Source organism: Paraburkholderia sp. 35.1 (assembly GCF_050436525.1).
GTDB lineage: Bacteria > Pseudomonadota > Gammaproteobacteria > Burkholderiales > Burkholderiaceae > Paraburkholderia > Paraburkholderia tuberum.
Genome location: NZ_JBNDMJ010000002.1, coordinates 1410701 through 1434380, shown reverse-complemented (window position 1 = coordinate 1434380; position 23680 = coordinate 1410701). Strand labels below are relative to the sequence as shown.

Below are 23680 nucleotides of genomic sequence, written 5' to 3'. Positions count from 1 at the left end.
ACGGGGCGATGGTTGTTAGCGGAGCATGTCAGTTGCGCCAGCCCGGCGTGCGCTTTTCGAGGAACGACGACACGCCTTCGCGGCCCTCTGCGCCGGCCCGCGTTTTCGCAATCCGCACGGCGGTGTCCTCGATCAGCGCGTCGCTCAACTCTCGGCCCGCGATGTCCTGCACGAGCCGCTTGCAGGCGCGCACCGCTTGCGGGCCGTTCGCGCACAGCGTCTGCGCGAGCTGCGCGACCATCGCATCGAGCCGCTCGGCGCTCACCGCTTCGCTGACCAATCCCAGCCGCAACGCGGTCGCGCAGTCGAACGCCTCGGCGGTGAGGAAGTAGCGCCGCGACGCCTGCTCGCCGAGCGCACGAATCACGTATGGCGCGATCGTCGCGGGAATCAGCCCGAGCCGCGCCTCGGACAGGCAGAAGTGCGCGCTGTCGACCGCGACGACGATGTCGCACGCGGCAATCAGGCCCATGCCGCCCGCGTATGCGTCGCCGCTCACGCGCGCGATCACCGGCTTGTTGCAGCGATACACCGCCGACAGCATGCCGGCGAGCCGCATCGCATCGGCGCGGTTCTCGTCGTCCGAGTAGCCGGCCATTTTCTTCATCCAGTTCAGGTCGGCGCCCGCGCAGAACGCCTTGCCGTTCGCGGCGAGCACGACCGCGCGCACGTCGTCGCGCGTGTCGAGCGCGGTGAATGCGGCAGTCAGCTCGGCGATCATCGTTTCATTGAACGCGTTGCGCACGTCCGGACGATTGAGCGTGACCGTCGCGATCTGGCCGGCAAACTCGACCTTCAGCGTTTCGTATTGCATGCGTAGCACTCCTTCGCCTTGCGTCGTCGCGTCGCGGCGCCGTGGGCCATCACATTCTGAACACGCCGAAACGCGTGTCTTCGATCGGCGCGTTCATCGCCGCCGACAAAGCCAGCCCAAGCACGTCGCGAGTTTGCGCGGGGTCGATCACGCCGTCGTCCCACAACCGCGCGCTCGCGTAGTACGGATGGCCCTGACGCTCGTATTGCTCGCGGATTGGCTGCTTGAACGCCTCTTCTTCCTCCGCGCTCCAGTTGCCGCCCTTCGCTTCGATGCCATCGCGCTTGACGGTGGCGAGCACCGAAGCGGCCTGCTCGCCGCCCATCACCGAGATGCGCGCGTTCGGCCACATCCACAGGAAGCGCGGCGAATACGCGCGGCCGCACATGCCGTAGTTGCCCGCGCCGAACGAGCCGCCGATGATCACCGTGAACTTCGGCACCTTCGCGGTCGCGACCGCGGTGACCATCTTCGCGCCGTTTCTCGCGATGCCTTCGTTTTCGTACTTGCGGCCGACCATGAAGCCGGTGATGTTCTGCAGAAACACGAGCGGGATCTTGCGCTGGCAGCACAGCTCGATGAAGTGCGTACCCTTCAGCGCCGACTCGGAAAACAGAATGCCGTTGTTCGCGACGATGCCGACCGGGTGCCCCCAGATATGCGCGAAGCCGGTGACGAGCGTGGTGCCGTAGCGCGCCTTGAATTCGTCGAACGCGGAATCGTCGACGATACGCGCGATCACTTCGCGGATATCGAACGGCTTGCGCGTGTCGACCGGAATCACGCCGTAGATGCTCTGGGTGTCGTAGCGCGGCGGCTTCGGCTCCTGCAATACGAGCGGCGCCGGCTTCACGCGGTTCAGATGGCCGACGATGCTGCGCGCGATCCCGAGCGCATGCGCATCGTTCTGCGCAAGATGATCGACGACGCCCGACAGACGCGTATGCACGTCGCCGCCGCCGAGATCTTCGGCGCTGACCACTTCGCCGGTCGCGGCTTTGACGAGCGGTGGGCCGCCGAGAAAAATCGTCCCCTGGTTCTTGACGATGATCGACTCGTCGCTCATCGCCGGCACATACGCGCCGCCCGCGGTGCACGAGCCCATCACGACCGCGATCTGCGGAATGCCCGCGGCCGACAGATTCGCCTGGTTGTAGAAGATGCGGCCGAAGTGATCGCGATCGGGAAACACGTCGTCCTGATTCGGCAGATTCGCGCCACCCGAGTCGACGAGGTACACGCACGGCAAGCGGTTTTCGCTGGCGATTTCCTGCGCGCGCACGTGCTTCTTCACGGTGACCGGATAGTAGGTGCCGCCCTTCACGGTCGCGTCGTTGCAGACGATCACGCACTCCTGTCCCGCGATCCGGCCGATGCCGGTGATCACGCCGGCGCCCGGCGCGTCGTCGTTGTACATGCCGTACGCGGCGAGTTGCGACAGTTCGAGAAACGGCGTGCCCGGATCGAGCAGTTGCGCGATCCGCTCGCGCGGCAGCAGCTTGCCGCGGCTCGTGTGCTTGTCGCGCGCGGCCTGGCCGCCGCCCTGCGCGAGTTGCTCGATCTTCGCGCGCAGATCGGCGACGAGCGCTTCGAGCGCCGCCGCGTTCGCGCGAAAGTCGTCCGAGCGTGGGTTCAGTTTCGATTCGATGATCGGCATGACGTCGCTTCTCCAAAGTGCGGCGTATTGAGGGGGCTCACGCGCGCTTGCATCACAGCGTTTCGGCAAACAGCTCCCGGCCGATCAGCATGCGACGAATCTCGCTCGTGCCCGCGCCAATTTCATAGAGCTTCGCATCGCGCCACAAACGACCGACCGGATACTCGTTGATATAACCATTGCCGCCGAGAATCTGGATCGCCTCGCCAGCCATCCAGGTCGCCTTTTCGGCCGTGTACAGAATCACGCCCGCGCAGTCCTTGCGGACCTGGCGCACATGGTCGTTGCCGAGCGTGTCGAGTTGGCGGCCCACCGCGTACAGATACGCGCGGCATGCCTGCAGCGTCGTGTACAGATCGGCGACTTTGCCCTGGATCAGTTGGAATTCGCCGATCGACTGGCCGAACTGCTTGCGGTCGTGGATATACGGCACGACCGCGTCCATCACCGCGACCATGATGCCGGTCGGGCCGCCCGCGAGCACCGCGCGCTCGTAGTCGAGACCGCTCATCAGCACGTTGACGCCGCCGTTCAATGCCCCAAGGATATTTTCCTCCGGCACTTCGACGTCCTGGAACACCAGCTCGCCGGTGTGCGAGCCGCGCATGCCGAGCTTGTCGAGCTTCTGCGCGACCGAGAAGCCCTTCATGCCCTTCTCGACGATGAACGCCGTGATGCCGCGCGAATTCGCTTCGGGATCGGTCTTTGCATAGACGACCAGGGTGTCGCAGTCGGGGCCGTTGGTGATCCACATCTTGGTGCCGTTCAGCACGTAACGATCGCCCTTCTTCTGGGCGCGCAGCTTCATGCTGACCACGTCCGAGCCCGCGTTCGGCTCGCTCATCGCGAGCGCGCCGACGTGCTCGCCCGACACGAGCTTCGGCAGATACTTGCGCTTCTGCGCGTCGGTGCCGTTGCGATGAATCTGGTTCACGCACAGGTTCGAATGCGCGCCGTACGACAGGCCGACCGATGCCGAGGCGCGCGAGATTTCCTCCATCGCGACCATGTGCGCGGTGTAGCCCATGTTCGCGCCGCCGTACTCTTCGGTAACCGTCATGCCGAGCACGCCGAGGTCGCCGAACTTGCGCCACAGGTCCATGGGGAACTGATCGGTGCGATCGATTTCCCCGGCGCGCGGCGCGATTTCTTTGGCGGCGAACGACGCAATGCTGTCGCGCAGCATTGCGATCTCTTCGCCGAGCGGGAACTGCAGACCGGGCAGATTGGGCATTGCGGTGTCTCCTGAGTTCGTGGGCGGCCGCTGGTGGAACGCGAAGCGGCACGCGAAAGCATGTCAACGCGCATTTCACGCCAGATTGACGTAAGCGTCAATAGGTATTTCTGAGTGTTACTCAGAAATTTACAAACCCGCATTAGCTGGCCGATTCGGTGCTACGATCGCGCTCATCGGGCACAGACGCAGCGTTCAAACGCCAGCTCGAGCCCCAATCCGCACCAAAAATCTGAATTTTACTCATATGACGGTTGCCGAGAAGGCCGGATTACCTGTCTCCCGTCGCCAGCCGGCCGGGCGCAAGTCGCAGCAGCGCGTGAAGGAGATTCTTCAGGCGGGGCGCGACGTGTTCTCCGAAAAGGGCTTCGAACGCGCGACGACCGCGGAAATCGCGCAGCGCCTGGGCGTTTCCGAGGCGACGGTGTTCAGCTACTTTCGCGGCAAGCGCGAGTTGTGCGCTCGTGTCATCGGCGATTGGTACGACGAGATCATCGACGCGATCGAAGCGGGCCTGCCGCGCGACGGCAACGTGCGCCAGCAGTTCGCGTTCATCGTGCGCATGCATCTGCGGCTGATGCTCGTGAATGGCACCGATCTGTGCGCGCTGGTGCTGTCCGAAGGCCGCGCGCGGCATCACGAACTGAGCGAAGCGCTGACCGAGCTGCAGCGCCGCTACACCGCGCCGTTGATGCGCGTGCTCGCGCAAGGCCAGCAAAGCGGCGAGATTCGCTCCGACATGCCGCTGCGCCTGTTGCGCTCGATGGTGTTCGGCCCGATGGAGCATGTGCTGTGGGACGCGACGCTGACGAACCGGCAGATCGATATCGACGCCACCGCCGATCAGTTGATCGACGTGCTGTGGGTCGCGCTGACGCCGCCCGACCTCGCGCTCGGCGCGTTGCAGCGCTTTCGCGTGGAAGTGGCCGCAGCTAGCCGTCGTTTCGACGAAGCCAGCGCCGCGGCCGGCGAAGGCAAGGCCGAGGCCCCCGGCCGCCCGGCAAGCGCCGCGCGCCGCGAGAAAAGCGGCTAATCTACGAGCTTTCCCGCCGCAGCCCGAAGGAGAGCCCAAGTGCCCGCAGCGACAAGCGCGAAGGAAAGCAACAAGCGAAGCGAGAAGTCTGGCGAAGAACGCGGCGACAAACCGAAAGCCGCAAAGAAAGCGCCAACGAAAAAATCAACCGAAACGTCGTCCGGATCCACGTCCGCCGCACGCATTCGCATCGGCATCGGCGGCTGGACCTATGCGCCGTGGCGCGGGCCGTTTTATCCGGAAGACCTGACGCAAAGCCGCGAACTCGAATATGCGAGCCGGCATCTGACGTCGATCGAGATCAACGGCACTCATATGGATTGATTTCCGGCAGCATCCGCCACCGTCCGGTCAGTCTTTTTTTTTAATATATTCAATCAGCTACCTTCCTATAGCGTCCATTTTTGGCCGATAACATCCACTTTGAAACGGGTAGCTAGTGTAGTGCGTCGTAAATAATGCAACTTAATCGCGATTTGCGAGTCTCCTTCCAGGTGATGAGGGAGAACCCATGAGAATCGCGGCAAAAGTTGAGCTGAGCGAAGGCCAGCGCAAACAATTGGAAACGTGGGCGGCTGGGCGGAGGGTTCCGGTACGACTGGCCGAGCGTGCCAAGATGATATTGCTCGCGGCACTGGGCCACACAGACAAAGAGATCGGTGTGCAGTTGGGTATCTGGCGAGGCACGGTGGCGCGCTGGCGAGCGCGCTTCATCGCGGACGGTGTGGCGGGGATCGAGCGGGACGAGACGCGACCCGGGCGCAAGCCGAAGATCTCTGCGCGCAAGGTCAAGGCCATCGTGGCGATGACCATGCAGCAGCGTCCCGATAACGCGACGCATTGGAGTACGCGCAGCATGGCGGCAGTGGCCGGCGTCAGCGAGGCGAGCGTGAGGCGCATCTGGCAGGCGCATGGACTCAAGCCGCATCGGATAGAAACCTTCAAAGTCTCGAACGACAAGCACTTTGCCGAGAAGCTGGAGGACATCGTCGGCCTTTATCTCGATCCACCTGAGCACGCACTGGTGTTCAGTTGTGACGAGAAGTCCCAGATTCAGGCTCTGGACCGGACCCAGCCTGGCTTGCCGATGAAGCGAGGTCGAGGTCAGACGATGACGCACGATTACAAGCGCAATGGTGTGACGACGTTGTTCGCCGCGATGAACACGCTCGATGGCAGCATCATTGGCCAGTGCCAGACGAAGCATCGTCATCAAGAATGGCTGGGCTTCCTGCGCAAGATCGATCGCAGCACCCCCAAGGGTAAGGAACTACATTTGATTGCCGACAACTACGCCACTCATAAGCATCCCGAGGTGAAGGCGTGGCTGGCCAAGCACCCACGATTTCACATGCATTTCACGCCCACCAGCGCTTCCTGGCTCAATATGGTCGAACGCTTCTTTCGTGATCTGTCCGAGAACCAGCTACGGCGGTCAGCCTTTCGCTCGGTACCCGAGTTGGTCAGCACGATCGAGCAGTACATTGAAAAGCACAATGGTGATCCAAAACCCTTCATCTGGACCGCTAAAGCTTCCGACATTCTGGCGAAAGTCACGCGTGCCCGCACCAAGCTGAATAAGATGCAATCCGTTTGACGCAGACCACTAGTTGGGTGGCTTGAAACACGTGTGGGTAGCTATAATGGGCAAGTCCACCAGAGGAGCTACGACATGCCCAAACAGCTTCACGTTCTGGACGATATCCAACTCCGCGCCTGGATAAGCAGAGGTGAGCCGGTTGCCAAATCGGACGGTGACGGCCTCACGTTTACGCTGTCAAAGACCGGGACCGCGAGTTGGATTCTTCGCTACCGTCTCGGCGGCAACACCCGGCGCGAGTTGACGCTTGGCAACTACCCGGACATGTCCCTCGCCGCGGCACGCAAGCTCGCCCGGCAGCACCGGGTCAAGATCGATGGCGGCGGCGACCCGGCGCGCGAGAAGCGCATCAAGAAGGCGCGAGCTGCCGCGGACTGGACCTCAATCTGCTGATCGACGACTATCAAGAAAAGATCATGTCCTCGCTGGCCGAGGGGAGCGCCGGCGCTCGCAAGCGACACTTCAAGAAGAGGATCCGCCCCACCCTTGGCCCCCTGTCCGTGTCCGTCGTGACTGCTGCGGATATCGTGCTCATGATCGAACGCGTCAGCAGTTGGTCGATGGCAGAACAGATCCTGTGCTCGGTGTCGCGCCTCTTTGATCACGCGGTCGGCCGACGCCTCATCAACGCGAACCCCTGTGCTGGCATTTCGCTCGAGGCCATCATGGGAGCCACGCCTCCTCCGAGAAAACGCGTGATGCTAACAGCTGAGGAACTGCACGACATCCTGTCTAAGATAGACCATGCAGCGGGTCGAAGGTACGGTTTGATGTTTCGCTGCCTGCTCGGGACGTGCGTCCGGACCGCCGAGTTGGTTAAGTCGAAAAAGGACGACTTTGACCTCGACAAAGGGACGTGGTGGGTCGTACCGGAAAACGTCAAGACGCGCCACGGAATGCTGATCCCTCTCAGTCCGGCCCTGACCGAATGGGTTCAAGAGTTGATGGAGATGTCAGGGGACTCGGAATACCTGCTGCCAGGGATGTACACGCGCGAGGGGAGTCATATGAGCGTGACCACCCTGTGGGACGTCTTGTCGGGGCTTCAAGACGATCACGTGTTCAACACGCGCTACTTCACGCCACACGACACCCGCAGCACCGCGAAAGGTCACATGCGCAACCTCGGAGTGTCAAACGAGATTAGCGAACTGGCATTGAACCATAAACGCCGGGGCATCGAAGGAATCTACGACGTGCGCGTAGAGGTTCCGGAACTGCGCGTCGCGCTGCAGTTGTGGTCCGACTATCTAGTGCGTTGCGAGCGAGGGATAACGAACGTCGTGCCGATCACTTCGGCGCGAGCGTGAAATGCTTGCTGGGTCAGGAAAAGCAAAGGAACGCAAGCATCGGTCATCTGATGCTCACATTCTTGGCATGCCCCACTCAATTAACAACCACCTGCTGCAAATCCAACGTTGGGCCTCGCTCGGGTCCCATTGCGGCTGATCGTCACCGTGACCTGATCGGGTTTGGGATCGAGCTCGGCCAGCATGTGGCGCGTGTCGTCGCTCAGCCACTTGGCCGCGGCACCTTCGGTCTCAGGCGCGAAGCTGATCGAGCCGCCCACCTGGATGACCATCTCGGGTACGCGGGCGCGCACACCGGCGATTAGCTCGTTGAACTTCGACAGGCGCTTGCTGCCCTTGCCGTCGAGTTCGCGAACATGCAGGTGCAGCACGGTAGCGCCGGCGTTATAGCAATCCACAGCCTTCTGGATCTGCTGCTCCATCGTGACCGGGATGTCCTCAGGGAAGTCGGACGGCAGCCATCCTGGGGCATAGGGCGCGGCCGTGATGATCAGGGGTTGCTGGTTTTCAGGGTAAAGGGAACCGTCGAGAAAGTTCATGTCATGTTTCCAAAGGCAGGTCGGGAGTAAGGAAAGAAACAACCAGCGCGAGGCCAGTGGCGTGGAGAGAATTTTCTGACGCCGTATCCAAAGGTGCTTGGCACACGGCGCCACGGCGTCTCCTTGACCGCCCCCCCAACTCAGACCGCGGCGCCGGTGCCCAGGGTGCCGGTGAGGGCTGGCGCCACATCCAGCTTCACGTCGGAGATACCGGCCGCATCCGAGTCATAACTGCGCATTGCGATGACAAAAAGCACCGCGGCCAATATGCTGAAGAGAGGAATGACGGTCAGTGCCCACTGCAAACCCCATTGGTCAGACAGGACACCCGCCAGGAACGGACCCACCGCCAGTCCAAGCACGTTTTGAAACAGGGAAAGTACGGCCGCGCCGGTCGAGCGCACACCTGGGTGAATGACGTCCATGGCAACACCGGCAACCAAACCGACGGTGCAGTTCATGAAGAAACCGCCAAGCAGGATCAGCTTGAACTGTGCATTCCCCGTGTATGAGCCGCCAAACGCCACCACGAGAATCACCGATGTGATCAGGCACAACACGGACAGAGAGGTGGCGCCGAGAATTCGGACAGTTCGTTGAGTGGAAAAGCTGGGGCGTGAGTCGGTCATAATGGCCGGCGACAAGGAACCAGAAGATGACGAAACGAAACCGACGGACACACTCACCGGCGTTCAAGGCAAAGGTGGCACTCGCGGCGCTTAAGGGCGACAAGACGCTGGCAGAACTGGCCCAGCAGTTTGATGTCCATCCAAACCAGATCACGGACTGGAAGAAGCAACTGCAGGAGCGGGTTGCCGATGTGTTCGAAGCGGGCAACGCGGCGTCGGCGGCACCGCCCGTTGACGTGAAGGTGCTGCACGCGAAGATTGGGCAGTTGACGCTGGAGAACGATTTTTTAGAAAGCGCGCTCAGCAAGGCGGGACTGCTGGGCGTAAGGCGATGATCGATCGTGATCACGCCCTGCCGATGACACAGCAGGCCCGGCTGGTAGGCATCAGCCGGTCGAGCGTCTATTACCGATCGCGTGGCGTCAGCGAAGCGGATCTGAAATTGATGCGCCGGATTGACGAGCTTCACCTTGAGCATCCATTTGCAGGGGCGCGAATGCTGGCACGGCTGCTGCGTCGCGAAGGCATCAAGGTCGGACGCAGGCACGTCGGCACCCTGATGAAGCGCATGGGCATCGAGGCGTTGTATCGCAAGCCCAACACGAGCCGCAAGCATGCGGCCCACAGGATCTGGCCGTACCTGCTGCGCAACAGGAAGATCGATCGGGCCAATCAGGTCTGGGCACTCGATACGAGCTACATCCCGATGGCGCGCGGCTTCGTTTATCTGACAGCCGTAGTGGACTGGGCGAGCCGTCGGGTGCTGGCACACCGGGTGGCGATCACACTGGAGAGTTGCCATGCTGTCGAGGCGCTGGAGGAAGCGTTTGCGAAATACGGGCTGCCTGAGATCGTCAACACGGATCAAGGCAGCCAGTTCACCGCAACCGAATTCACCGACGCGGTACTCAGCCGGAACGTTCTTCTGTCCATGGATGGAAAGGGTGCCTGGCGTGACAATGTGTTCGTCGAACGGGTGTGGCGCAGCGTCAAATATGAAGAGGTTTATCTGAAAGCATATGACTCGGTCAGCCACGCCCGCCGCTCAATCGGCAATTACCTGAACTGGTATAACCAGAACCGGCCTCATTCGAAGCTCGCCGACCAGACACCGGATGAAGCATACTTCGCGACGCTGCCAGCGATAAAATCGGCAGCTTGACTGCCTCAGCGATTCCACTTAAAAACTCGCAGATCCTGTCTGAACGAACGAGGCCACCTCTCAGCGCGGACAGTTTGTTGCGCGGTGTGCGAAGTGCCAGGCGGCCCACCACGATGCCCCAGAACGTGCAGCCAAACGCGCTGACCAACACCACCGCCGCGGCCGACTTGGCTGCAGCCTCCGGGGCCATGCCGTGGAAACGGTTCAGGTAGCTGGGCAGCCACGACCACATGGCTGACACCGTAATCAGTTGTGCCGCCGCTCCAACGCAAACCCATAGCAGCGTTCGCGTGCGCGCCATCGTGACAAAGATGTGCTTGAGCGTCCCGCCCAGAGACCGGGTCGCCTGGTTCAAGCCTGGCGTCAGTGCCACCGTCTTGTAGTCGCGCACGAAGAGATAAAGCAGTGCCAGCACGAGCCCAGGTACACCGACCACACCAAAGGCGGCCTTCCAGCCCCACCTCGCCGCGATCATGCCCCCCAACACCACACCGAGTACTGAACCCAGCGATGGAGCAGCGTAGAAGATGCCGAGCGCGGCGCTCCGCAAGCGCTTGGGAAACAGTGTCGAGATAAGGGCTACTCCTACCGAGCCATAGCCGGTTTCACCCACCCCCACCATCGCACGCGCCGCAAACAATTGACTGTAGTTGGTCGTGAACATGCACGAGATCGTGGCAAGGCTCCAGGTGATAGCCATCACCACGATGCTCTTTACACGGCCCATGCGGTCTGCCACCAGCGCTACCGGCAATCCCCCCACCCCCACCACGATGGAAATGATGGAAACCAGGGAACCCAGCTGTTTGTCACTCAGGTTCCATTCGCTCTTGATGTGGGGAAATAGCGAGACGATCACCTGCCGGTCGATAAAATCGAAAAACATGAGCGCGAAGGTCATCGCAAAGGCAAACCAGGCCTGCCGCCTGCTCGTCAGGTAGTCGTCGTTGTTGCCGCCCTCAGGGTCATCGGGTATCACGTGCATGCTTGTCTCCTAACATTTTTGAAATACCGGCCACGGTCCTGACTTCGCGCGCATCAACCCATCACGAAGCGCTGCCCGTCATCGACCGAAAGCGTCGCGCCCGTCATGAAATCGTTCCCCGGCGATGCAAGCAGCAACAACGCACCGTCGAGCGCTTCGGGCGTGCCGAGCCGTCGGCGCGGCAGTCCTTCAACAATCTTCTTGCCGGCCAGCGTCTGAAACAGTGCACGATTGATGTCGGTCTCGATGAAGCCCGGATTGATCGCGTTGACATTGATGCCGTAAGACGCCCATTCGTGAGCCATCGATCGGGTCAGATGCTCGAGCGCCGCCTTGCTCGCGCTATAGATCGACAGATTCGGCGAGTGCGTTTGCGCAGCGAGCGAACAGATGTTGATGATGCGTCCGGGCAGCGCGCTGGCGACCAGCCGTCGCGCGAACGCCGTTGCCGTGAGAAGCGCGGCCTTCGTATTGACGCCAAACACGCGGTCGAACATTTGCGCGTCGACATCGATCAACGCGGCGCGACCGCCCGCTCCAGCATTGTTGACGAGCGCCCAGAGCGGCGCCATGGTTCGCTGGATTTCGTCGAACACGAGAGCAACCGCCTCCTGGTCCGTGACATCAACCGGAAAGTGGCGCGCTACGCCGCCATCCCGCACGATCATGTGTTCTGTCTCGCTCAACGGATCGGCCCGCCTGCCCAGCAGCGCGACCTGCGCGCCGGCTGCGGCTAGCGTGCGCGCCGCCTGGCGGCCCAGGCCTGACCCTGCACCCGTGACGACGACCGTCAGATCTGACAGGTCGAAGTATCGGGCGACAACACTCCTATTCATCGAACTCATGGTTATCCTCAGTTTGGCGTTATGTGCCGTGCCAGGTGCGAGCGCAAGATCTCGCCACCCGTGCCCCTGCGCTGACTTACTGCGAGAAGCTCGAGAGATCCTTCGGTTCGATGCCGTCCTTGTGGCAATGATCAAGATAGCGGCGCATCGCAGTGCGCCAGTTTTCTGTCGCGGCCAAGTTGCCCTTTCCGTCGAGATAAAGCAGCTCGCCAGAGACGACATTGAACGTGACAACTTCACTGTCCGACACGGCAATGGGCGTATGACTCGTGGCGGCAGTCTCGTAGACCACGCTCCCTTCCCTTGCGACCCAATCGTGCTCCAGATACTTCCAGCTACAACGAACCGTATAGACAATCACGGTGCTGGTGTGGTGATGCGTCGCGAGTTTCGCGCCCGGCGGTATCTTTAACAGGCTGATCGTTTCGCCGCGGACCGGATCGATCTTGAAGTACTTGATTTGCACGTCGTCCGAATACGGCGCGTAAGGCATCCAGGGAAGGTCTTCATCATTGCGACAACCGGTATCGATGGTTTCAAACGACATGTCGCGCATTCCTCATAGAAAATCCCACGCCTTCGATGCGTGGCTCGGGCACTGTCGTCTTCAAATCCCGCAGGCCCGTCCCTTTTTTCCCCGCCAGTGGCACGTGGCGATCGTTCGGTCATGAGAGTTCGCGAATGAACTCTTCGGCCCGCGGCCACTCGCCATGGCCCGAGGCCGGATTCAGATGCCCGACCTCGCCGAGTTCGACGAAGCGACTGCCCCACGCCTGCGCGAACTCGCTGGCGCGATCGAGACGCGTCAGAGGATCGTTGCAGCCGGCCGCAACGATGCTCGGAAACGGCAATCTGCCGCGCGGTATCGGCAGCCAGCCATGCTCTTTCAGTACGTCGATTGCCGGGTAGCCTGCCGGCATGGGCGTCTCGAGATCCGCGGGTGCCGCAAGCAGTGCGCCGCGTACCTCGCGTGTCGCACCCCGGGCCACCCAATGGGCGACCATCATCGCGCCGGCGCTGTGCGCCACGATGATCACGGGCCCCTCGATGGTGGCCAGAGCGCGGTCGATCGCGTCGACGCGGGCCGCGCAGCTCAGCTTGTCGTGCTCAAGCGGGGCGACGCTGCATGCAGGGGGCAACTTCGCGGCCAACAGGGTCTGCCAGTGGTCCGGCACATGCTCACGCAGGCCAGGGACGATGAGAACGGTTGGCGTCATAGAGTTCATGTCGATCATTCAGTAAGGCATGTCACCGATGAGGGTGATGCGTTCCATCTTGCGGTGGCACGGCGGTTAGTCCATCACTGCGCAGTGCTGGGTTGAGCGGTTGCCCCGGAACGCAACGGTGTCTTTCTTCCAACGAAAACGCGCGTGACGTAGTGTGGGTGTGGCGTGACGTAGTGTGGGTGTGACGGGTTTCCCCCGCTTGACATTACATGACAGGGACTTACCATTCTGTGCCAGTCTTCTATTCAGCTCTCAGATGTCGTCACTTGTCCGCGCTGCGAGCCTCACCAACTACAGCGAGGTCGCTCGTGCCGCCGGACTGGACCCGGTGCGGATGCTCCTTGACGCGGGGTTAAGCCCGGGCGTACTGCGCGAGCCGGACCTCATGATTCCGGTCGAGCGTGTCGGGCAACTGCTGCATGCCTCTGCAACCATGTCGGGCAACGAGAGTTTCGGACTGTGCATGGCCGAGTCGCGCCGGTTGTCCAATCTTGGGGCGGTAGGATTGCTGATCCGCGACCAGGCGACGCTGCGCGACTCGCTTGACATGCTGATGCGCTATCAGTCCTTGCTCAACGATGCACTTTCGCTGGCGGTCGAGGAATGCGGTGAACTGGTCATCATTCGCGAAGCGGTCATTGCGGGCAATGCGCATCAGCCGACGCGCCAAAGGGTCGAACTGGCGCTAGGTGTCATGGTGCGGTTGATACGCCAGCTCCTCAAGGCCGACTGGCAACCGCGGCGGGTGTGCTTCGAACATCCGGCGCCGCACGACACGAGTACACACCAACGGTTTTTTGGCGGTTGCGTCGAGTTCAACTATGACTTCAACTGCATCATCTGCGCGAAGGGCGATCTCGACGCACGCAACCCGTCAGCCGATCCCGCGATGGTGCGCTACGCGCAGCAGTTGCTAGACGCGTCTGTCGCGTCGAAGCAGGCGACCGTGCTTGAGGACGTGCGGCGCACGATCTTGCTGCTGTTACCCAGTGGACGCTGCGGCATCGAACAGGTGGCCGAGCACCTCGGCGTGGTGTGCCGCACAGTCCAGCGCCGGCTGGCGGAACAGGGGCAGAGCTTCTCGTCGATCGTCAACGACGTCCGCAAGGAACTCAGCACGCGTCATGTCATCGAGAGCGATCGTCCGTTGACCGAGGTGGCGACCCTACTCGGTTTTTCCGCTCCGAGCGCATTCTCCCGCTGGTATCACACGCAATTCGGTTGCAGCGCCAAGGAGAGCCGGGCGGCGCGCGGCGCAGTGCACGGACGACAGACAGCACCTGCGCCGGCGAGAAGGGCATAACCCTTTACTAAGCCATGTGTATCGCCGAGGACGGCTGATCCAGCGCGTGAAGGAACCGGGGGTGCTGTAGCCCAGTGTCAACTCGTCCCCTGGCGCTTAGCGAGGCCGCCGTATGACAGCGCTGTATCGATGAACCCCCGCACGCAAGGCGAATGCTCGCGAACACGATACGCCACTGCGAGTTCGACCTGATCTTCGAAGTCGCTTAAAGGTTTGAACACCACGCCGGGTTGGGCGAATCCCTGGATGGATTGAGGCACGAGGGCTACCCCGTAGCCCGCAGACGCCATGCTGACCGCAGTAATGAAATCGTTGACCCGATACTCCGGTTGCGCGTCGAACCCACCGACGCGGCCAAGTCTGGCGAGATCCTCCGCGAAGCCGGCCGCCTCATTGAACTGCGGCGCAATGAATGACATCCTCCGCAACTGGGAAGCCTTCACGGCTTTCGCGCGCACGAGTGGGCTGTCCGCCGGCAGAGCAATCAGCAAGCGTTCGCGCTGAACGACTTTGGCTGTGACCCCGTCGGGATAGTGCGCGCGAGGCCGAATGAAACCGACATCGAGGGTCTCGTCCGACAAACGTTCCAGTTGCGTCGGTGTTTCCATCGCCACGATGTGCATGCGGACGTCCGGGCTCGCCATCCTGAATGCCTTGAGCGTATCGGGCAGCAGCCCGGTCGTAACGGCCGAGCCGATATAGCCGAGCGCGACGTGACCTGCTTCTCCTCTTGCGGCCAGACGCCCGATGCGGTCGGCGCGCTCCAGTTGCCGCAGTGCGGCCTTGGCTTCGAACAGAAAAACGTCGCCTGCATTGGTTAGCGTGATCGCCGCACGTTTGTTGCGGTTGAGCAGCCGTACGCCGAGATCGGTTTCGAGCCTCTTGATCTGCTGGCTGAGCACCGATTGTGCGATATCGAGCCGGTCGGCTGTGCGAGCGAAGTGCAAATCTTCGGCCAATGCGACGAATAGTTTGAGTTGCCGGCTATCGATCATCTTTAATCTCGATTTGCAAATAAAAAAACAGTTTATACGTATTTAACGAATCACAGATAAGGAGTCAAATAACCATACTTTCTTCACAAGGACACATTCATGAGCTCTGTCACCGCATTGCCGATGGCCGCACCGGTCGATTCGCAACTGAAGTTTTCGATCGAGCGTCATCCGCATCACGAACGTCTGCGTCATATCACGGTGCAACGTGACGCGTTGCAGAAATTCTTCTCTTCAGTCAAAGACATCGACCTCCAGAACCTCGAGTACGTACCGTTCATGCGCTTTATGGTTGCGGACGCACTCGAGCGCGCAGTCGGCGACAGTTTCGCCCCGGCCCTTCGGCAACTCGTGCGGGACCGATCCACCGGAGGATTCACGTTAGGCGTCCAGGACGGGACCACCGATCCTCGCGATTTCGTCCTTTTCGGAACGGCAGTCGGGTACCTGCTTGGACCGGCGAATCACGACGCGATGTCCGGCACGTATTACGCGCGCTTCCTCGTGAAGGACACGGACAACAGCGACTCATACCTGCGTCAGGCATACCGCCTGTTCACGCTGCACACAGACGGAACCTTTGTCGAAGAGCCGACCGAATGGCTGCTCATGATGAAGTTCGCGGAAAAGAACGCGCTCGGCGGCGAGTCGCGCTTCATGCATCTCGACGACTGGAGCGAGCGCGACACTTTCCTCAACAATCCACTCGGCACCCGGCCATTTCTCTACAAGGCGCCCGGCTCGAAGAACGTCGATGCGCAAGTCGAACGCCCCGTGTTCTTCCAGACCGAGTATGGCCTGGCGATGTCGTTCATCGATCAATTCGTGCAGCCCCGTTCATCCGCCGAAGCGGTTTATCTGCACGACTTGTCGGCGTCGATGGAAGCGTCCTCCGCGACGCGCGGGGTACCGCTTCCCGTGGGCGACCTCGTGGTCCTCAACAATTATTTCTGGCTGCACGGCCGGGCGCCGTTCAAGAAGGATCCGGCGCTTCATCGTGAACTGATGCGCCAACGCGGAGTGTTCTCAAAATGACAACCGTCCAGCATCACCGCGGCTATGACGCCGACGTCCTTATCGTAGGCGGTGGCATCGTCGGTGTATCGACGGCCACGCAACTGATCGAACGTCATCCGGGACTGAGCGTGCTGCTGCTCGAGAAGGAGGCCTCACTCGCAGCTCACCAGTCCAGTCACAACAGCGGCGTGATCCACGCCGGCGTGTACTACGCGCCGGGAAGCCTCAAGGCCGAGTTCTGCAGGCGAGGTGCCGCCGCGACCTATGAGTTCGCCCGCCGCCATGACGTGCGGGTCGAGCAATGCGGCAAGCTGATCGTCGCGACCGAACACGTCGAAATCGAAAGGCTGAATGCGCTCTACGCACGTTGCGAGCAGAACCGGCTCGAACCACAGATGCTCGATGAGGCGGCGTTGAGGGAACTTGAGCCGCGCATCGCGGGTCGCGCGGCGATCCGCGTGGCGTCGAGCGGCATCGCGGACTATCCGGGCATGACCATGACGATGGCGCGACTCGCGCAGGAGCAAGGCGCGCAGATTCTGCTGAACCAGCGTGTCGACGCGCTCCACGAGGACGAAAACGGCATTACTCTGGAGACCTCGGGCGGCCGCTTCCGGGCAAAGCACGCCATCGTCTGCGCAGGGCTGATGGCGGATCGCCTCGCGAAGATGTGCAATGTCGATCTCGATTTTCGGATCGTGCCGTTTCGCGGCGAATACTATCGGTTGCCGGCGTCGAAGAACGACATCGTGAAGCACCTGATCTATCCGGTGCCAGATCCTGAGCTGCCCTTTCTCGGCGTGCACCTGACGCGCATGATCGGAGGATATATCACGGTGGGTCCAAACGCCGTGCTGGCGCTGGCGCGCGAGGGCTATCGCTGGCGCGACGCAAATCTGAAGGATCTCGCCGGCATGGCAGCGTTCCCGGGCTTCTGGAAGATGCTCGGAAAGCATGGCACATCGGGGCTCATCGAAATGCGCAACTCGCTGTGGAAACGGGGCTATCTCGAACTGTGCCGCCGATACTGTCCGGAACTCGAACTGTCCGACCTCGAGCCTTACCCATCCGGCGTACGCGCGCAGGCTGTGATGGCGGACGGCAGCATGGTGCATGACTTCCTGATCCGTTCGTCACAGCGCAGCCTGCACGTATGCAACGCACCTTCACCGGCGGCGACCTCCGCGTTGCCGATCGGCAGCTATCTCGTCGATGAGTTCGACAAGCGTTTCGATCTTGCTCCACTTACCCGCTCGCACTCGACAGATCAGGCACATGGTCTGGCGACCGGGTAAGCACACGGCCAGGCGACCTTCTGCATAGGAGATCAAAGGAGGCGCCTGCGCATGGCGTGCGCCGTGCGGATGACTTTGGGTCGCGGCCAGTGCGCACGGTGCATACTGCAACTCAAGCTGCGGTATATTGAGCCGGGACAGGAATCTGGGGCTTGACCCATTCAATTCAGAAGCTCGTCAGCCGGGACACTCGCCGCCAGGAGGGAGTTAAGAGATGCTGACGACGGGACTCAGGAGATAGCATGGTTTCCCCGTTCAATATGCCGGACGAGTTCGTCCAGGGTTTCTTCAAATCCGGGCAGAGCCTGCTGCACGCCTTCACCGGCATGAGCGGTGATGCACCCGCCAGCGCAGGAAGCACGCCGGTGCCGGCGTTGGCATTGACCCAGGCGCAAGCCCATTACTGGCAGCAGCAGATGGCCTTGTACATGGGCATGGTCGCGAGCGCTACCGGGAAAGCCCCGGCGCCGACCGTCCAGCCCGAGCGCGGTGACCGGCGGTTCAGCGCGGACGCCTGGAACGACAATGCCTGGTACAGTCTTCTGAAGCAGACATACCTGCTCAACTCGCGCCTGCTCAGCGACATGGTCGAAGCGACGGCCCTCGGTGAGAAGGAAAAGCACAAGCTGCGTTTCTACGCGCGTCAGTTCATCGACTCGATGAGCCCGGCCAACTTCGCCGCCACCAACCCCGAGGCGATGAAAACCGCGCTTCAGACGCGGGGCGAGAGCGTGCGTACCGGTTTCGCCAATCTGCTCGAAGACCTGAAGCGCGGCCGGATCTCGATCACCGATGAAACTGCCTTCGAGGTAGGCCGCAACGTGGCCGTGTCAAAAGGCTCGGTGGTGTTTGAGAACGAACTGTTCCAGCTGATCCAGTACGCACCACTCACCGACGAGGTCGCCGAGCGGCCGCTCGTGATCGTGCCGCCCTGCATCAACAAGTTCTACATCCTCGACCTCCAGCCGGAGAACTCGTTCGTGCGTTTCGCGTGCGAACAGGGGCAGACGGTGTTCCTCGTGTCGTGGCGCGACCCTGACGCGGACCTGGGCCACATCACCTGGGACGACTACATTGAAAAGGGCGCGATCAAGGCGATCGAGGTCGGGCGCGCGATCTGCGGCGCTGACAAGGTCAACGCGGTCGGCTGGTGCGTGGGCGGCACGATCCTGTCGTCAGCGCTCGCGGTGCTGCGCGCGCGCGGCGACGAGCCGGTGGCAAGCCTCACGCTGCTCACGACCATGCTCGATTTCAGCGACCCGGGCGATCTCGGCGTGTTCATTGATGAACAGGGCGTGTCGCAGCGCGAGCAGACCATCGGGCGCGGCGGCATCTATCCGGGCGGCGAACTTGGCTTCGTCTTCCAGACCCTGCGTGCCAACGATCTCATCTGGCCGTATGTCGTCAACAACTACCTGAAGGGCCGTGCGCCGCAGGCCTTCGACCTGTTGTACTGGAATGCCGACGATACGAACCTCCCCGGCCCGATGTACGCCTGGTATCTGCGCAACATGTATCTCGAGAACAACCTGTGCAAGGCAGGGCGGCTCTCGATGTGCGGCACGCCGGTGGACCTTGGGCGGATCGACATGCCGAGCTATATCTTCGGCACGCAGGAAGATCACATTGTTCCGTGGCAGGGCGCGTATCGCTCGACGCAACTGGTGGGCGGCGAGACGCAATTCGTGCTTGGCGCGAGCGGACATATCGCGGGCGTCATCAATCCGGCATCGAAGAACAAGCGCAGCTTCTGGGTCGACGGCACGCTCGGCGATGACCCGCAGGCATGGCTTGCGACGGCGAAGTCGCAGCCGGGAAGCTGGTGGACGCACTGGATTAACTGGCTGAAACCGCATGCGGGCAAGCAGATCAAAGCGCCTAAGCGGGCGGGCAATGCGAAATACAAGCCGATCGAGCCAGCGCCGGGGCGCTACGTCGCGAGGCACCCGCCGGAAGTGATGGGCGCGTGACCGGCAAGGTCCTTTAGGCCCAGCCCTTTCAAGGGCTTCACCATGAAGTCATGTTGCGGGCGAGTTTGCCCGCAACATACGTCAGGATTGGTCCGCCTGCCCTAGTTCGCGCAGATGCGCCTGCGCCTCCTCCGCGCTTTCAAAGATGTACGGGGCGACGTCGCGGTTCCGCAAGGCATCCCCCAGCTTGGCACGAAGGAATGTGCTGGTGGTGTAGCGGGTGACTTACGAATAGAAACGCTCAATCAGTCCTTTCACCATCACGGAATAGGTGTCGAGCACGTCGGGCAGGATGGCGAAGTTGTCGTAATCAACAATCGCATACACCTTGTGGTCGAACAGACCGAGTTTCGCTTCGACGAGACTGCGGATACGCTCCACGTCGGCGAGCGACTTGACCGTATAGCCTTCGAAATTCACAAAGAACAGGTTTTGCTGCTGATCGTAGGTGAAGCGTTCTTCCAGTGGCAGGCACAGCATTTCGTCACGCAGACCCATCGGCTCCACATGGAAGATGCGCGCGTCCATGAGTCGCGGCGCTTCGCACATGATCGGCCGGAAATCCATCAGGGCGAGAATGTCCTTTTCCAGATCCACCCCGGGCGCGATCTCAATGAGTTCGAGTCCGTCCTCGGCGAGCCGGAAAACGCATCGCTCGGTCACGTAGAGCGCCACCTGCTTCCGGCTCACCGCATAACGGCCACTGCAGGTGCGGTGCTCCACTTCGTTCACGAACTTGCGCGCGGCGCCCTCCTCGACGATCCTGAGCTTGCCGTTGCCGACGGTGAGCCGCAGCCGGCCAGCAGTGAAGGTTCCGACAAACACAACCTTCTTCGCAGCCTGCGAGATGTTGATGAAGCCGCCCGCGCCGGCGAGCCTGGGCCCGAACCTGCTCACATTCAGGATGGAGTCTCATGAGGAAGTGTTGCGTTAGTGGTGGTTAGCCGAGCTCGCTAACGAGCTCCGGCACGATCGTGAACAGATCGCCCACCAGACCATAATCGGCGACGCTGAAAATCGGCGCTTCCGGGTCCTTGTTGATCGCCACGATGACCTTCGAGTCCTTCATGCCGGCCAAATGCTGGATTGCACCCGAGATACCGACGGCCACGTACAGTTGCGGCGCGACGATCTTGCCGGTCTGGCCGACCTGGTAGTCGTTCGGCACGAAGCCCGCATCGACTGCCGCGCGCGATGCGCCCAGCGCGGCGTTCAGCTTGTCGGCCAGCGGCTCCAGAACCTTCGTGTAGTTCTCGCCGTTGCCCAGACCGCGGCCACCCGAGACGATGATCTTCGCCGAGGTCAGTTCCGGACGGTCCAGCTTCGTCACCTCACGGCTAACGAACTGCGAGATGCCGCTGTCTGCTGCCGCTTCGATCTTCTCCACCGATGCGCTGCCGCCTTCGGCCGCCACGGCGTCGAAACCGGTCGTGCGCACCGTGATGACCTTGATCGGGTCTTGCGATTGCACCGTTGCGATCGCGTTACCGGCGTAGATCGGGCGCTCGAACGTGTCGGCGGAATCCACTGCGGTGATGTCGCTGATCTGCGCGACATCGAGCTTCGCGGCGATGCGCGGCGCGATGTTCTTGCCGTAAGCAGTTGCCGGCGCGAGGATGTGCGTGTAGTCCTTCGCGATGTTCAGCACCGTCGCTTCGATGTTCTCAGCGAGACCTGCTTCAAGTTGCGGCGCGTCGGCGAGCAGCACTTTGCTGACGCCTTCAATCTTCGCCGCTGCATCGGCCGCAGCCTGTGCGTTGTGCCCTGCCACCAGCACGTGAATATCGCCACCAATCTTCTGCGCCGCTGCAATCGTGTTCAGCGTCGCGGCCTTGATCGACGCGTTGTCGTGTTCTGCAATTACCAGATTCGTCATTTCGTCCGTCTCCCTTACAGCACCTTGGCTTCGGTCTTCAGCTTCTCGACCAGCGTCTTCACGTCCGGCACCTTCACGCCGGCGGAGCGCTTCGGCGGCTCGGCGACTTTCAGCGTCTTCAGACGCGGCGTGACGTCAACACCAAGGTCTTCCGGCTTGACGACTTCCAGCGGCTTTTTCTTGGCCTTCATGATGTTCGGCAGCGTGACGTAACGCGGCTCGTTCAGGCGCAGATCGGTCGTGATCACAGCGGGCAACGTCAGCGACAGCGTTTCGGCGCCGCCATCGACTTCACGCGAAACCGTAGCCTTACCGTCGGCCACGACAACCTTCGAGGCGAATGTGGCTTGCGGCAGATTCGCCAGCGCAGCCAGCATCTGACCAGTCTGGTTCGAATCGTCGTCGATGGCCTGCTTGCCGAGGATGACCAGCCCAGGCTGTTCCTTATCGACCAGCGCCTTCAGCAGCTTGGCGACGGCCAGCGGCTGCAGGTCTTCGTTCGACTCGATCAGGATCGCGCGGTCCGCGCCAATGGCCAGCGCCGTACGCAGTGTTTCCTGCGACTGCGTCACACCGCACGACACGGCGATCACTTCGGTCGCCACACCCGCTTCCCGCAGACGAACGGCTTCTTCAACCGCGATTTCGTCGAACGGGTTCATCGACATTTTCACGTTCGCGATGTCGACACCCATGCCATCCGACTTGACTCGGACTTTCACGTTGTAATCGACCACGCGTTTGACTGGTACCAGAATCTTCATACTGTTCTCTCAAAATGATGACGAGTGTCTGCGTAAGCGTGCAACACTCCCGAAAACCGGCTCAGTTGAACTACGCGTCCCGTCAGACGCGCCAGCACACGCTCCATGTCGTACCCGAGACGAATGGCGATGTCGGTCGGAGGCTTGGTCCCGTGGAGAAAAGTCCCGGCATCGGATCACGTAATCAGGGGCGCAATGTTGGGTCCGCGCGCGACGTCAAATGACGCCGTCAGCCTTCAACCGGGAGAGTTGCTCACCGGACAGCCCGAGCAACGTCTGGAGCACGTCGTCCGTGCCCTCCCCCAGTCGAGGCGGCGCGGTTCGTACCGGCAAGCGCGCGCCGTCGAAGCGCCAGGGCGGAGCGAGGACTTGCGTGCTGCCAACCTCGGGATGCGGATGCGCCGTCACGAGCGCGCCATCCCTCGCGCGCTTCGAGGTCAGCGCTTCGTGGAGCCCGAGAACTTCACCGCATGGAATGCCGGCCTGCGTCAAACGGTCGAGCAGACTGCGGCGCTCTCTTCGTCCAATTTCGCGATCGATTTCTGGCACCAGTACCGCCCGATTCGCGGCGCGGCCGATATTGGTCTGAAAGCGATCGTCCTCGGCAAGATCGGGCCGTTCGATTACCTCCCGGCAAAAGCGCTCAAACTGTTTATTGTTGCCGACCGTGATGACGAGCGGCCCATCCGCGGCATCGAACACACCGTAAGGTACGATTGAAGGATGCGCGTTTCCGTAACGCGGCGTGTCTTCGCCCGAGATCAGCGCTTCCACCCCGCAATACGAGGTGATCATCAGTCCGCAATCGAATAGCGCCATTTCAATGTGGTATCCCTTGCCGGTTCGTTGACGCTCGAAGAGCGCCGCCAGAATCGCCTGGGCCGAGTACATCCCGGTGAACATGTCGACTGCGGCAATCCCGAACTTCAACGGGGGCTGGTTGGCCTCGCCGTTGAGCGCCATCAGCCCGGCCTCGCCCTGAACCACCAGATCGTAGCCGGGACGCGCGGCTTCCGGTCCCGTGCGGTCGTAGCCGGAAATCGAGCAGTAGATCAGATCCTCGTGGTCCTGCTTCAGTTGCTCGTAGCCGAGACCCAGCTTCTCCATGCCGCCGAACTTGAAGTTCTGGATCACGACGTCACTCTTCTGAGCCAGATCCCGCGCGATCTGCTGGCCCTCGGCGGTTTGCAGGTCGAGGCTCACGGAGCGCTTGTTGCGGTTGACGCTATTGAAATAGGCCGTCTCGGTCGATCCGACGCGCAAGCCCCAATCGCGCGTGTCGTCGCCGCGTTTCGGGTGCTCGACCTTGATGACTTCGGCGCCGAGGTCGCCCAGCACCATGCCGCACCACGGGCCCGCCAGTACGCGGGAAAGATCGAGCACGCGTACACCCGCGAGCGGCAGCGATGGATTCAGGTTTGACATA

Annotated in this window: 21 protein-coding genes and 3 pseudogenes; 10 read left to right on the top strand and 14 right to left on the bottom strand. The window is 61.6% G+C overall.

The window, feature by feature from the left end:
• Window positions 1-28: 28 nt before the first annotated feature.
• Genes OKW27_RS12605 through OKW27_RS12595 form a run of 3 tightly spaced genes read right to left on the bottom strand, consistent with a single transcriptional unit; the run spans window position 29 to window position 3705 of the window.
• Entirely contained in the window at window positions 29-814 is a 786-nt protein-coding gene (locus OKW27_RS12605) for an enoyl-CoA hydratase/isomerase family protein (RefSeq protein WP_429333647.1), read from the bottom strand.
• A gap of 49 nt (window positions 815-863) precedes the next feature.
• A complete protein-coding gene (locus OKW27_RS12600; protein ID WP_090806672.1) occupies window positions 864-2471 on the bottom strand; it encodes a carboxyl transferase domain-containing protein in 1608 nt (535 codons plus the stop codon).
• A 52-nt stretch (window positions 2472-2523) separates the two neighbouring features.
• Window positions 2524-3705: an isovaleryl-CoA dehydrogenase gene (locus OKW27_RS12595; RefSeq protein ID WP_429333646.1), complete on the bottom strand. Its 1182-nt coding sequence runs from the start codon at window positions 3703-3705 to the stop codon at window positions 2524-2526.
• A gap of 247 nt (window positions 3706-3952) precedes the next feature.
• Between OKW27_RS12595 and OKW27_RS12590 the strand changes: the two genes are divergently transcribed.
• The 5 genes and pseudogenes from OKW27_RS12590 (at window position 3953) to OKW27_RS12570 (ending at window position 7648) form a co-directional block, all read left to right on the top strand.
• The gene (locus tag OKW27_RS12590; protein ID WP_429333645.1) at window positions 3953-4738 is read left to right on the top strand and encodes a TetR/AcrR family transcriptional regulator; all 786 of its coding nucleotides are present in this window, start codon (window positions 3953-3955) and stop codon (window positions 4736-4738) included.
• Window positions 4739-4921: 183 nt separating this feature from the next.
• Window positions 4922-5050, top strand: a pseudogene (locus OKW27_RS12585) (DUF72 domain-containing protein); the annotation flags it as partial.
• 199 nt (window positions 5051-5249) lie between these two features.
• Window positions 5250-6335 (top strand): IS630 family transposase, encoded by a 1086-nt coding sequence (locus OKW27_RS12580; protein ID WP_429333246.1) that lies wholly within the window; start codon window positions 5250-5252, stop codon window positions 6333-6335.
• 75 nt (window positions 6336-6410) lie between these two features.
• Window positions 6411-6731, top strand: coding sequence for an Arm DNA-binding domain-containing protein (locus OKW27_RS12575; RefSeq protein ID WP_244145138.1), 321 nt, complete (start codon window positions 6411-6413; stop codon window positions 6729-6731).
• 23 nt (window positions 6732-6754) lie between these two features.
• On the top strand, window positions 6755-7648 hold the full coding sequence (locus OKW27_RS12570) for a tyrosine-type recombinase/integrase (RefSeq protein WP_429333644.1): 894 nt from the start codon (window positions 6755-6757) through the stop codon (window positions 7646-7648).
• A gap of 134 nt (window positions 7649-7782) precedes the next feature.
• Here OKW27_RS12570 and OKW27_RS12565 read toward each other — a convergent pair.
• A pseudogene (locus OKW27_RS12565) lies at window positions 7783-8187 on the bottom strand (3-keto-5-aminohexanoate cleavage protein); the annotation flags it as partial.
• 140 nt (window positions 8188-8327) lie between these two features.
• The gene (locus OKW27_RS12560) at window positions 8328-8816 is read right to left on the bottom strand and encodes a hypothetical protein (RefSeq protein ID WP_429333643.1); all 489 of its coding nucleotides are present in this window, start codon (window positions 8814-8816) and stop codon (window positions 8328-8330) included.
• A gap of 26 nt (window positions 8817-8842) precedes the next feature.
• On the opposite strand from OKW27_RS12560, the gene OKW27_RS12555 reads away from it, so the two are divergent.
• Window positions 8843-9978, top strand: a protein-coding gene (locus OKW27_RS12555) for an IS3 family transposase (RefSeq protein WP_429333642.1) whose coding sequence is annotated in 2 segments (ribosomal slippage) — window positions 8843-9107 and window positions 9107-9978 — 1137 coding nt in all. Because the reading frame shifts where the segments join, the coding sequence is not laid out codon by codon here.
• A gap of 61 nt (window positions 9979-10039) precedes the next feature.
• On the opposite strand, the pseudogene OKW27_RS12550 reads toward OKW27_RS12555, so the two are convergent.
• From OKW27_RS12550 to OKW27_RS12535, 4 genes and pseudogenes are all read right to left on the bottom strand, one after another.
• A pseudogene (locus tag OKW27_RS12550) lies at window positions 10040-10963 on the bottom strand (MFS transporter); the annotation flags it as partial.
• 53 nt (window positions 10964-11016) lie between these two features.
• Window positions 11017-11808 (bottom strand): SDR family NAD(P)-dependent oxidoreductase, encoded by a 792-nt coding sequence (locus OKW27_RS12545; protein ID WP_429333641.1) that lies wholly within the window; start codon window positions 11806-11808, stop codon window positions 11017-11019.
• Window positions 11809-11884: 76 nt separating this feature from the next.
• A complete protein-coding gene (locus OKW27_RS12540; RefSeq protein WP_429333640.1) occupies window positions 11885-12355 on the bottom strand; it encodes a 2,4'-dihydroxyacetophenone dioxygenase family protein in 471 nt (156 codons plus the stop codon).
• A 118-nt stretch (window positions 12356-12473) separates the two neighbouring features.
• The gene (locus OKW27_RS12535) at window positions 12474-13034 is read right to left on the bottom strand and encodes an RBBP9/YdeN family alpha/beta hydrolase (RefSeq protein ID WP_090810162.1); all 561 of its coding nucleotides are present in this window, start codon (window positions 13032-13034) and stop codon (window positions 12474-12476) included.
• 256 nt (window positions 13035-13290) lie between these two features.
• On the opposite strand from OKW27_RS12535, the gene OKW27_RS12530 reads away from it, so the two are divergent.
• Window positions 13291-14337, top strand: coding sequence for an AraC family transcriptional regulator (locus tag OKW27_RS12530; protein ID WP_429333639.1), 1047 nt, complete (start codon window positions 13291-13293; stop codon window positions 14335-14337).
• A gap of 77 nt (window positions 14338-14414) precedes the next feature.
• On the opposite strand, the gene OKW27_RS12525 is transcribed toward OKW27_RS12530, so the two are convergent.
• The gene (locus tag OKW27_RS12525; RefSeq protein WP_429333638.1) at window positions 14415-15332 is read right to left on the bottom strand and encodes a LysR substrate-binding domain-containing protein; all 918 of its coding nucleotides are present in this window, start codon (window positions 15330-15332) and stop codon (window positions 14415-14417) included.
• 99 nt (window positions 15333-15431) lie between these two features.
• Between OKW27_RS12525 and glaH the strand changes: the two genes are divergently transcribed.
• From glaH to OKW27_RS12510, 3 genes are all read left to right on the top strand, one after another.
• Complete coding sequence (gene glaH, locus OKW27_RS12520; protein WP_429333637.1) at window positions 15432-16367, top strand: glutarate dioxygenase GlaH; 936 nt, start codon at window positions 15432-15434, stop codon at window positions 16365-16367.
• Window positions 16364-17644: an L-2-hydroxyglutarate oxidase gene (lhgO, locus tag OKW27_RS12515; RefSeq protein ID WP_429333636.1), complete on the top strand. Its 1281-nt coding sequence runs from the start codon at window positions 16364-16366 to the stop codon at window positions 17642-17644. The genes glaH and lhgO overlap by 4 nt, the downstream gene beginning before the upstream one ends.
• A gap of 242 nt (window positions 17645-17886) precedes the next feature.
• Window positions 17887-19614, top strand: coding sequence for a PHA/PHB synthase family protein (locus tag OKW27_RS12510; RefSeq protein WP_090806685.1), 1728 nt, complete (start codon window positions 17887-17889; stop codon window positions 19612-19614).
• 225 nt (window positions 19615-19839) lie between these two features.
• Here OKW27_RS12510 and OKW27_RS12505 read toward each other — a convergent pair whose 3' ends face one another.
• From OKW27_RS12505 to OKW27_RS12490, 4 genes are all read right to left on the bottom strand, one after another.
• Window positions 19840-20511: a hypothetical protein gene (locus tag OKW27_RS12505; protein WP_429333635.1), complete on the bottom strand. Its 672-nt coding sequence runs from the start codon at window positions 20509-20511 to the stop codon at window positions 19840-19842.
• 43 nt (window positions 20512-20554) lie between these two features.
• On the bottom strand, window positions 20555-21490 hold the full coding sequence (locus tag OKW27_RS12500) for an electron transfer flavoprotein subunit alpha/FixB family protein (RefSeq protein ID WP_429333634.1): 936 nt from the start codon (window positions 21488-21490) through the stop codon (window positions 20555-20557).
• A gap of 14 nt (window positions 21491-21504) precedes the next feature.
• Window positions 21505-22254, bottom strand: coding sequence for an electron transfer flavoprotein subunit beta/FixA family protein (locus OKW27_RS12495; RefSeq protein ID WP_090806690.1), 750 nt, complete (start codon window positions 22252-22254; stop codon window positions 21505-21507).
• Window positions 22255-22470: 216 nt separating this feature from the next.
• Complete coding sequence (locus tag OKW27_RS12490) at window positions 22471-23679, bottom strand: CaiB/BaiF CoA transferase family protein (RefSeq protein WP_429333633.1); 1209 nt, start codon at window positions 23677-23679, stop codon at window positions 22471-22473.
• Window position 23680: the final 1 nt, after the last annotated feature.

Excerpts from the sequence above, each read along its gene's own strand:
- OKW27_RS12590 (WP_429333645.1), top strand. The coding sequence starts at position 3,953 with ATGACGGTTGCCGAGAAGGCCGGATTACCTGTCTCCCGTCGCCAGCCG.
- OKW27_RS12525 (WP_429333638.1), bottom strand. The coding sequence starts at position 15,332 with ATGATCGATAGCCGGCAACTCAAACTATTCGTCGCATTGGCCGAAGAT.
- lhgO (WP_429333636.1), top strand. The coding sequence starts at position 16,364 with ATGACAACCGTCCAGCATCACCGCGGCTATGACGCCGACGTCCTTATC.
- OKW27_RS12560 (WP_429333643.1), bottom strand. The coding sequence starts at position 8,816 with ATGACCGACTCACGCCCCAGCTTTTCCACTCAACGAACTGTCCGAATT.
- OKW27_RS12540 (WP_429333640.1), bottom strand. The coding sequence starts at position 12,355 with ATGTCGTTTGAAACCATCGATACCGGTTGTCGCAATGATGAAGACCTT.
- OKW27_RS12600 (WP_090806672.1), bottom strand. The coding sequence starts at position 2,471 with ATGCCGATCATCGAATCGAAACTGAACCCACGCTCGGACGACTTTCGC.
- OKW27_RS12595 (WP_429333646.1), bottom strand. The coding sequence starts at position 3,705 with ATGCCCAATCTGCCCGGTCTGCAGTTCCCGCTCGGCGAAGAGATCGCA.
- OKW27_RS12580 (WP_429333246.1), top strand. The coding sequence starts at position 5,250 with ATGAGAATCGCGGCAAAAGTTGAGCTGAGCGAAGGCCAGCGCAAACAA.
- OKW27_RS12575 (WP_244145138.1), top strand. The coding sequence starts at position 6,411 with ATGCCCAAACAGCTTCACGTTCTGGACGATATCCAACTCCGCGCCTGG.
- OKW27_RS12605 (WP_429333647.1), bottom strand. The coding sequence starts at position 814 with ATGCAATACGAAACGCTGAAGGTCGAGTTTGCCGGCCAGATCGCGACG.
- OKW27_RS12510 (WP_090806685.1), top strand. The coding sequence starts at position 17,887 with ATGGTTTCCCCGTTCAATATGCCGGACGAGTTCGTCCAGGGTTTCTTC.
- glaH (WP_429333637.1), top strand. The coding sequence starts at position 15,432 with ATGAGCTCTGTCACCGCATTGCCGATGGCCGCACCGGTCGATTCGCAA.
- OKW27_RS12495 (WP_090806690.1), bottom strand. The coding sequence starts at position 22,254 with ATGAAGATTCTGGTACCAGTCAAACGCGTGGTCGATTACAACGTGAAA.
- OKW27_RS12545 (WP_429333641.1), bottom strand. The coding sequence starts at position 11,808 with ATGAGTTCGATGAATAGGAGTGTTGTCGCCCGATACTTCGACCTGTCA.
- OKW27_RS12500 (WP_429333634.1), bottom strand. The coding sequence starts at position 21,490 with ATGACGAATCTGGTAATTGCAGAACACGACAACGCGTCGATCAAGGCC.
- OKW27_RS12570 (WP_429333644.1), top strand. The coding sequence starts at position 6,755 with ATGTCCTCGCTGGCCGAGGGGAGCGCCGGCGCTCGCAAGCGACACTTC.
- OKW27_RS12490 (WP_429333633.1), bottom strand. The coding sequence starts at position 23,679 with ATGTCAAACCTGAATCCATCGCTGCCGCTCGCGGGTGTACGCGTGCTC.
- OKW27_RS12530 (WP_429333639.1), top strand. The coding sequence starts at position 13,291 with ATGTCGTCACTTGTCCGCGCTGCGAGCCTCACCAACTACAGCGAGGTC.
- OKW27_RS12535 (WP_090810162.1), bottom strand. The coding sequence starts at position 13,034 with ATGAACTCTATGACGCCAACCGTTCTCATCGTCCCTGGCCTGCGTGAG.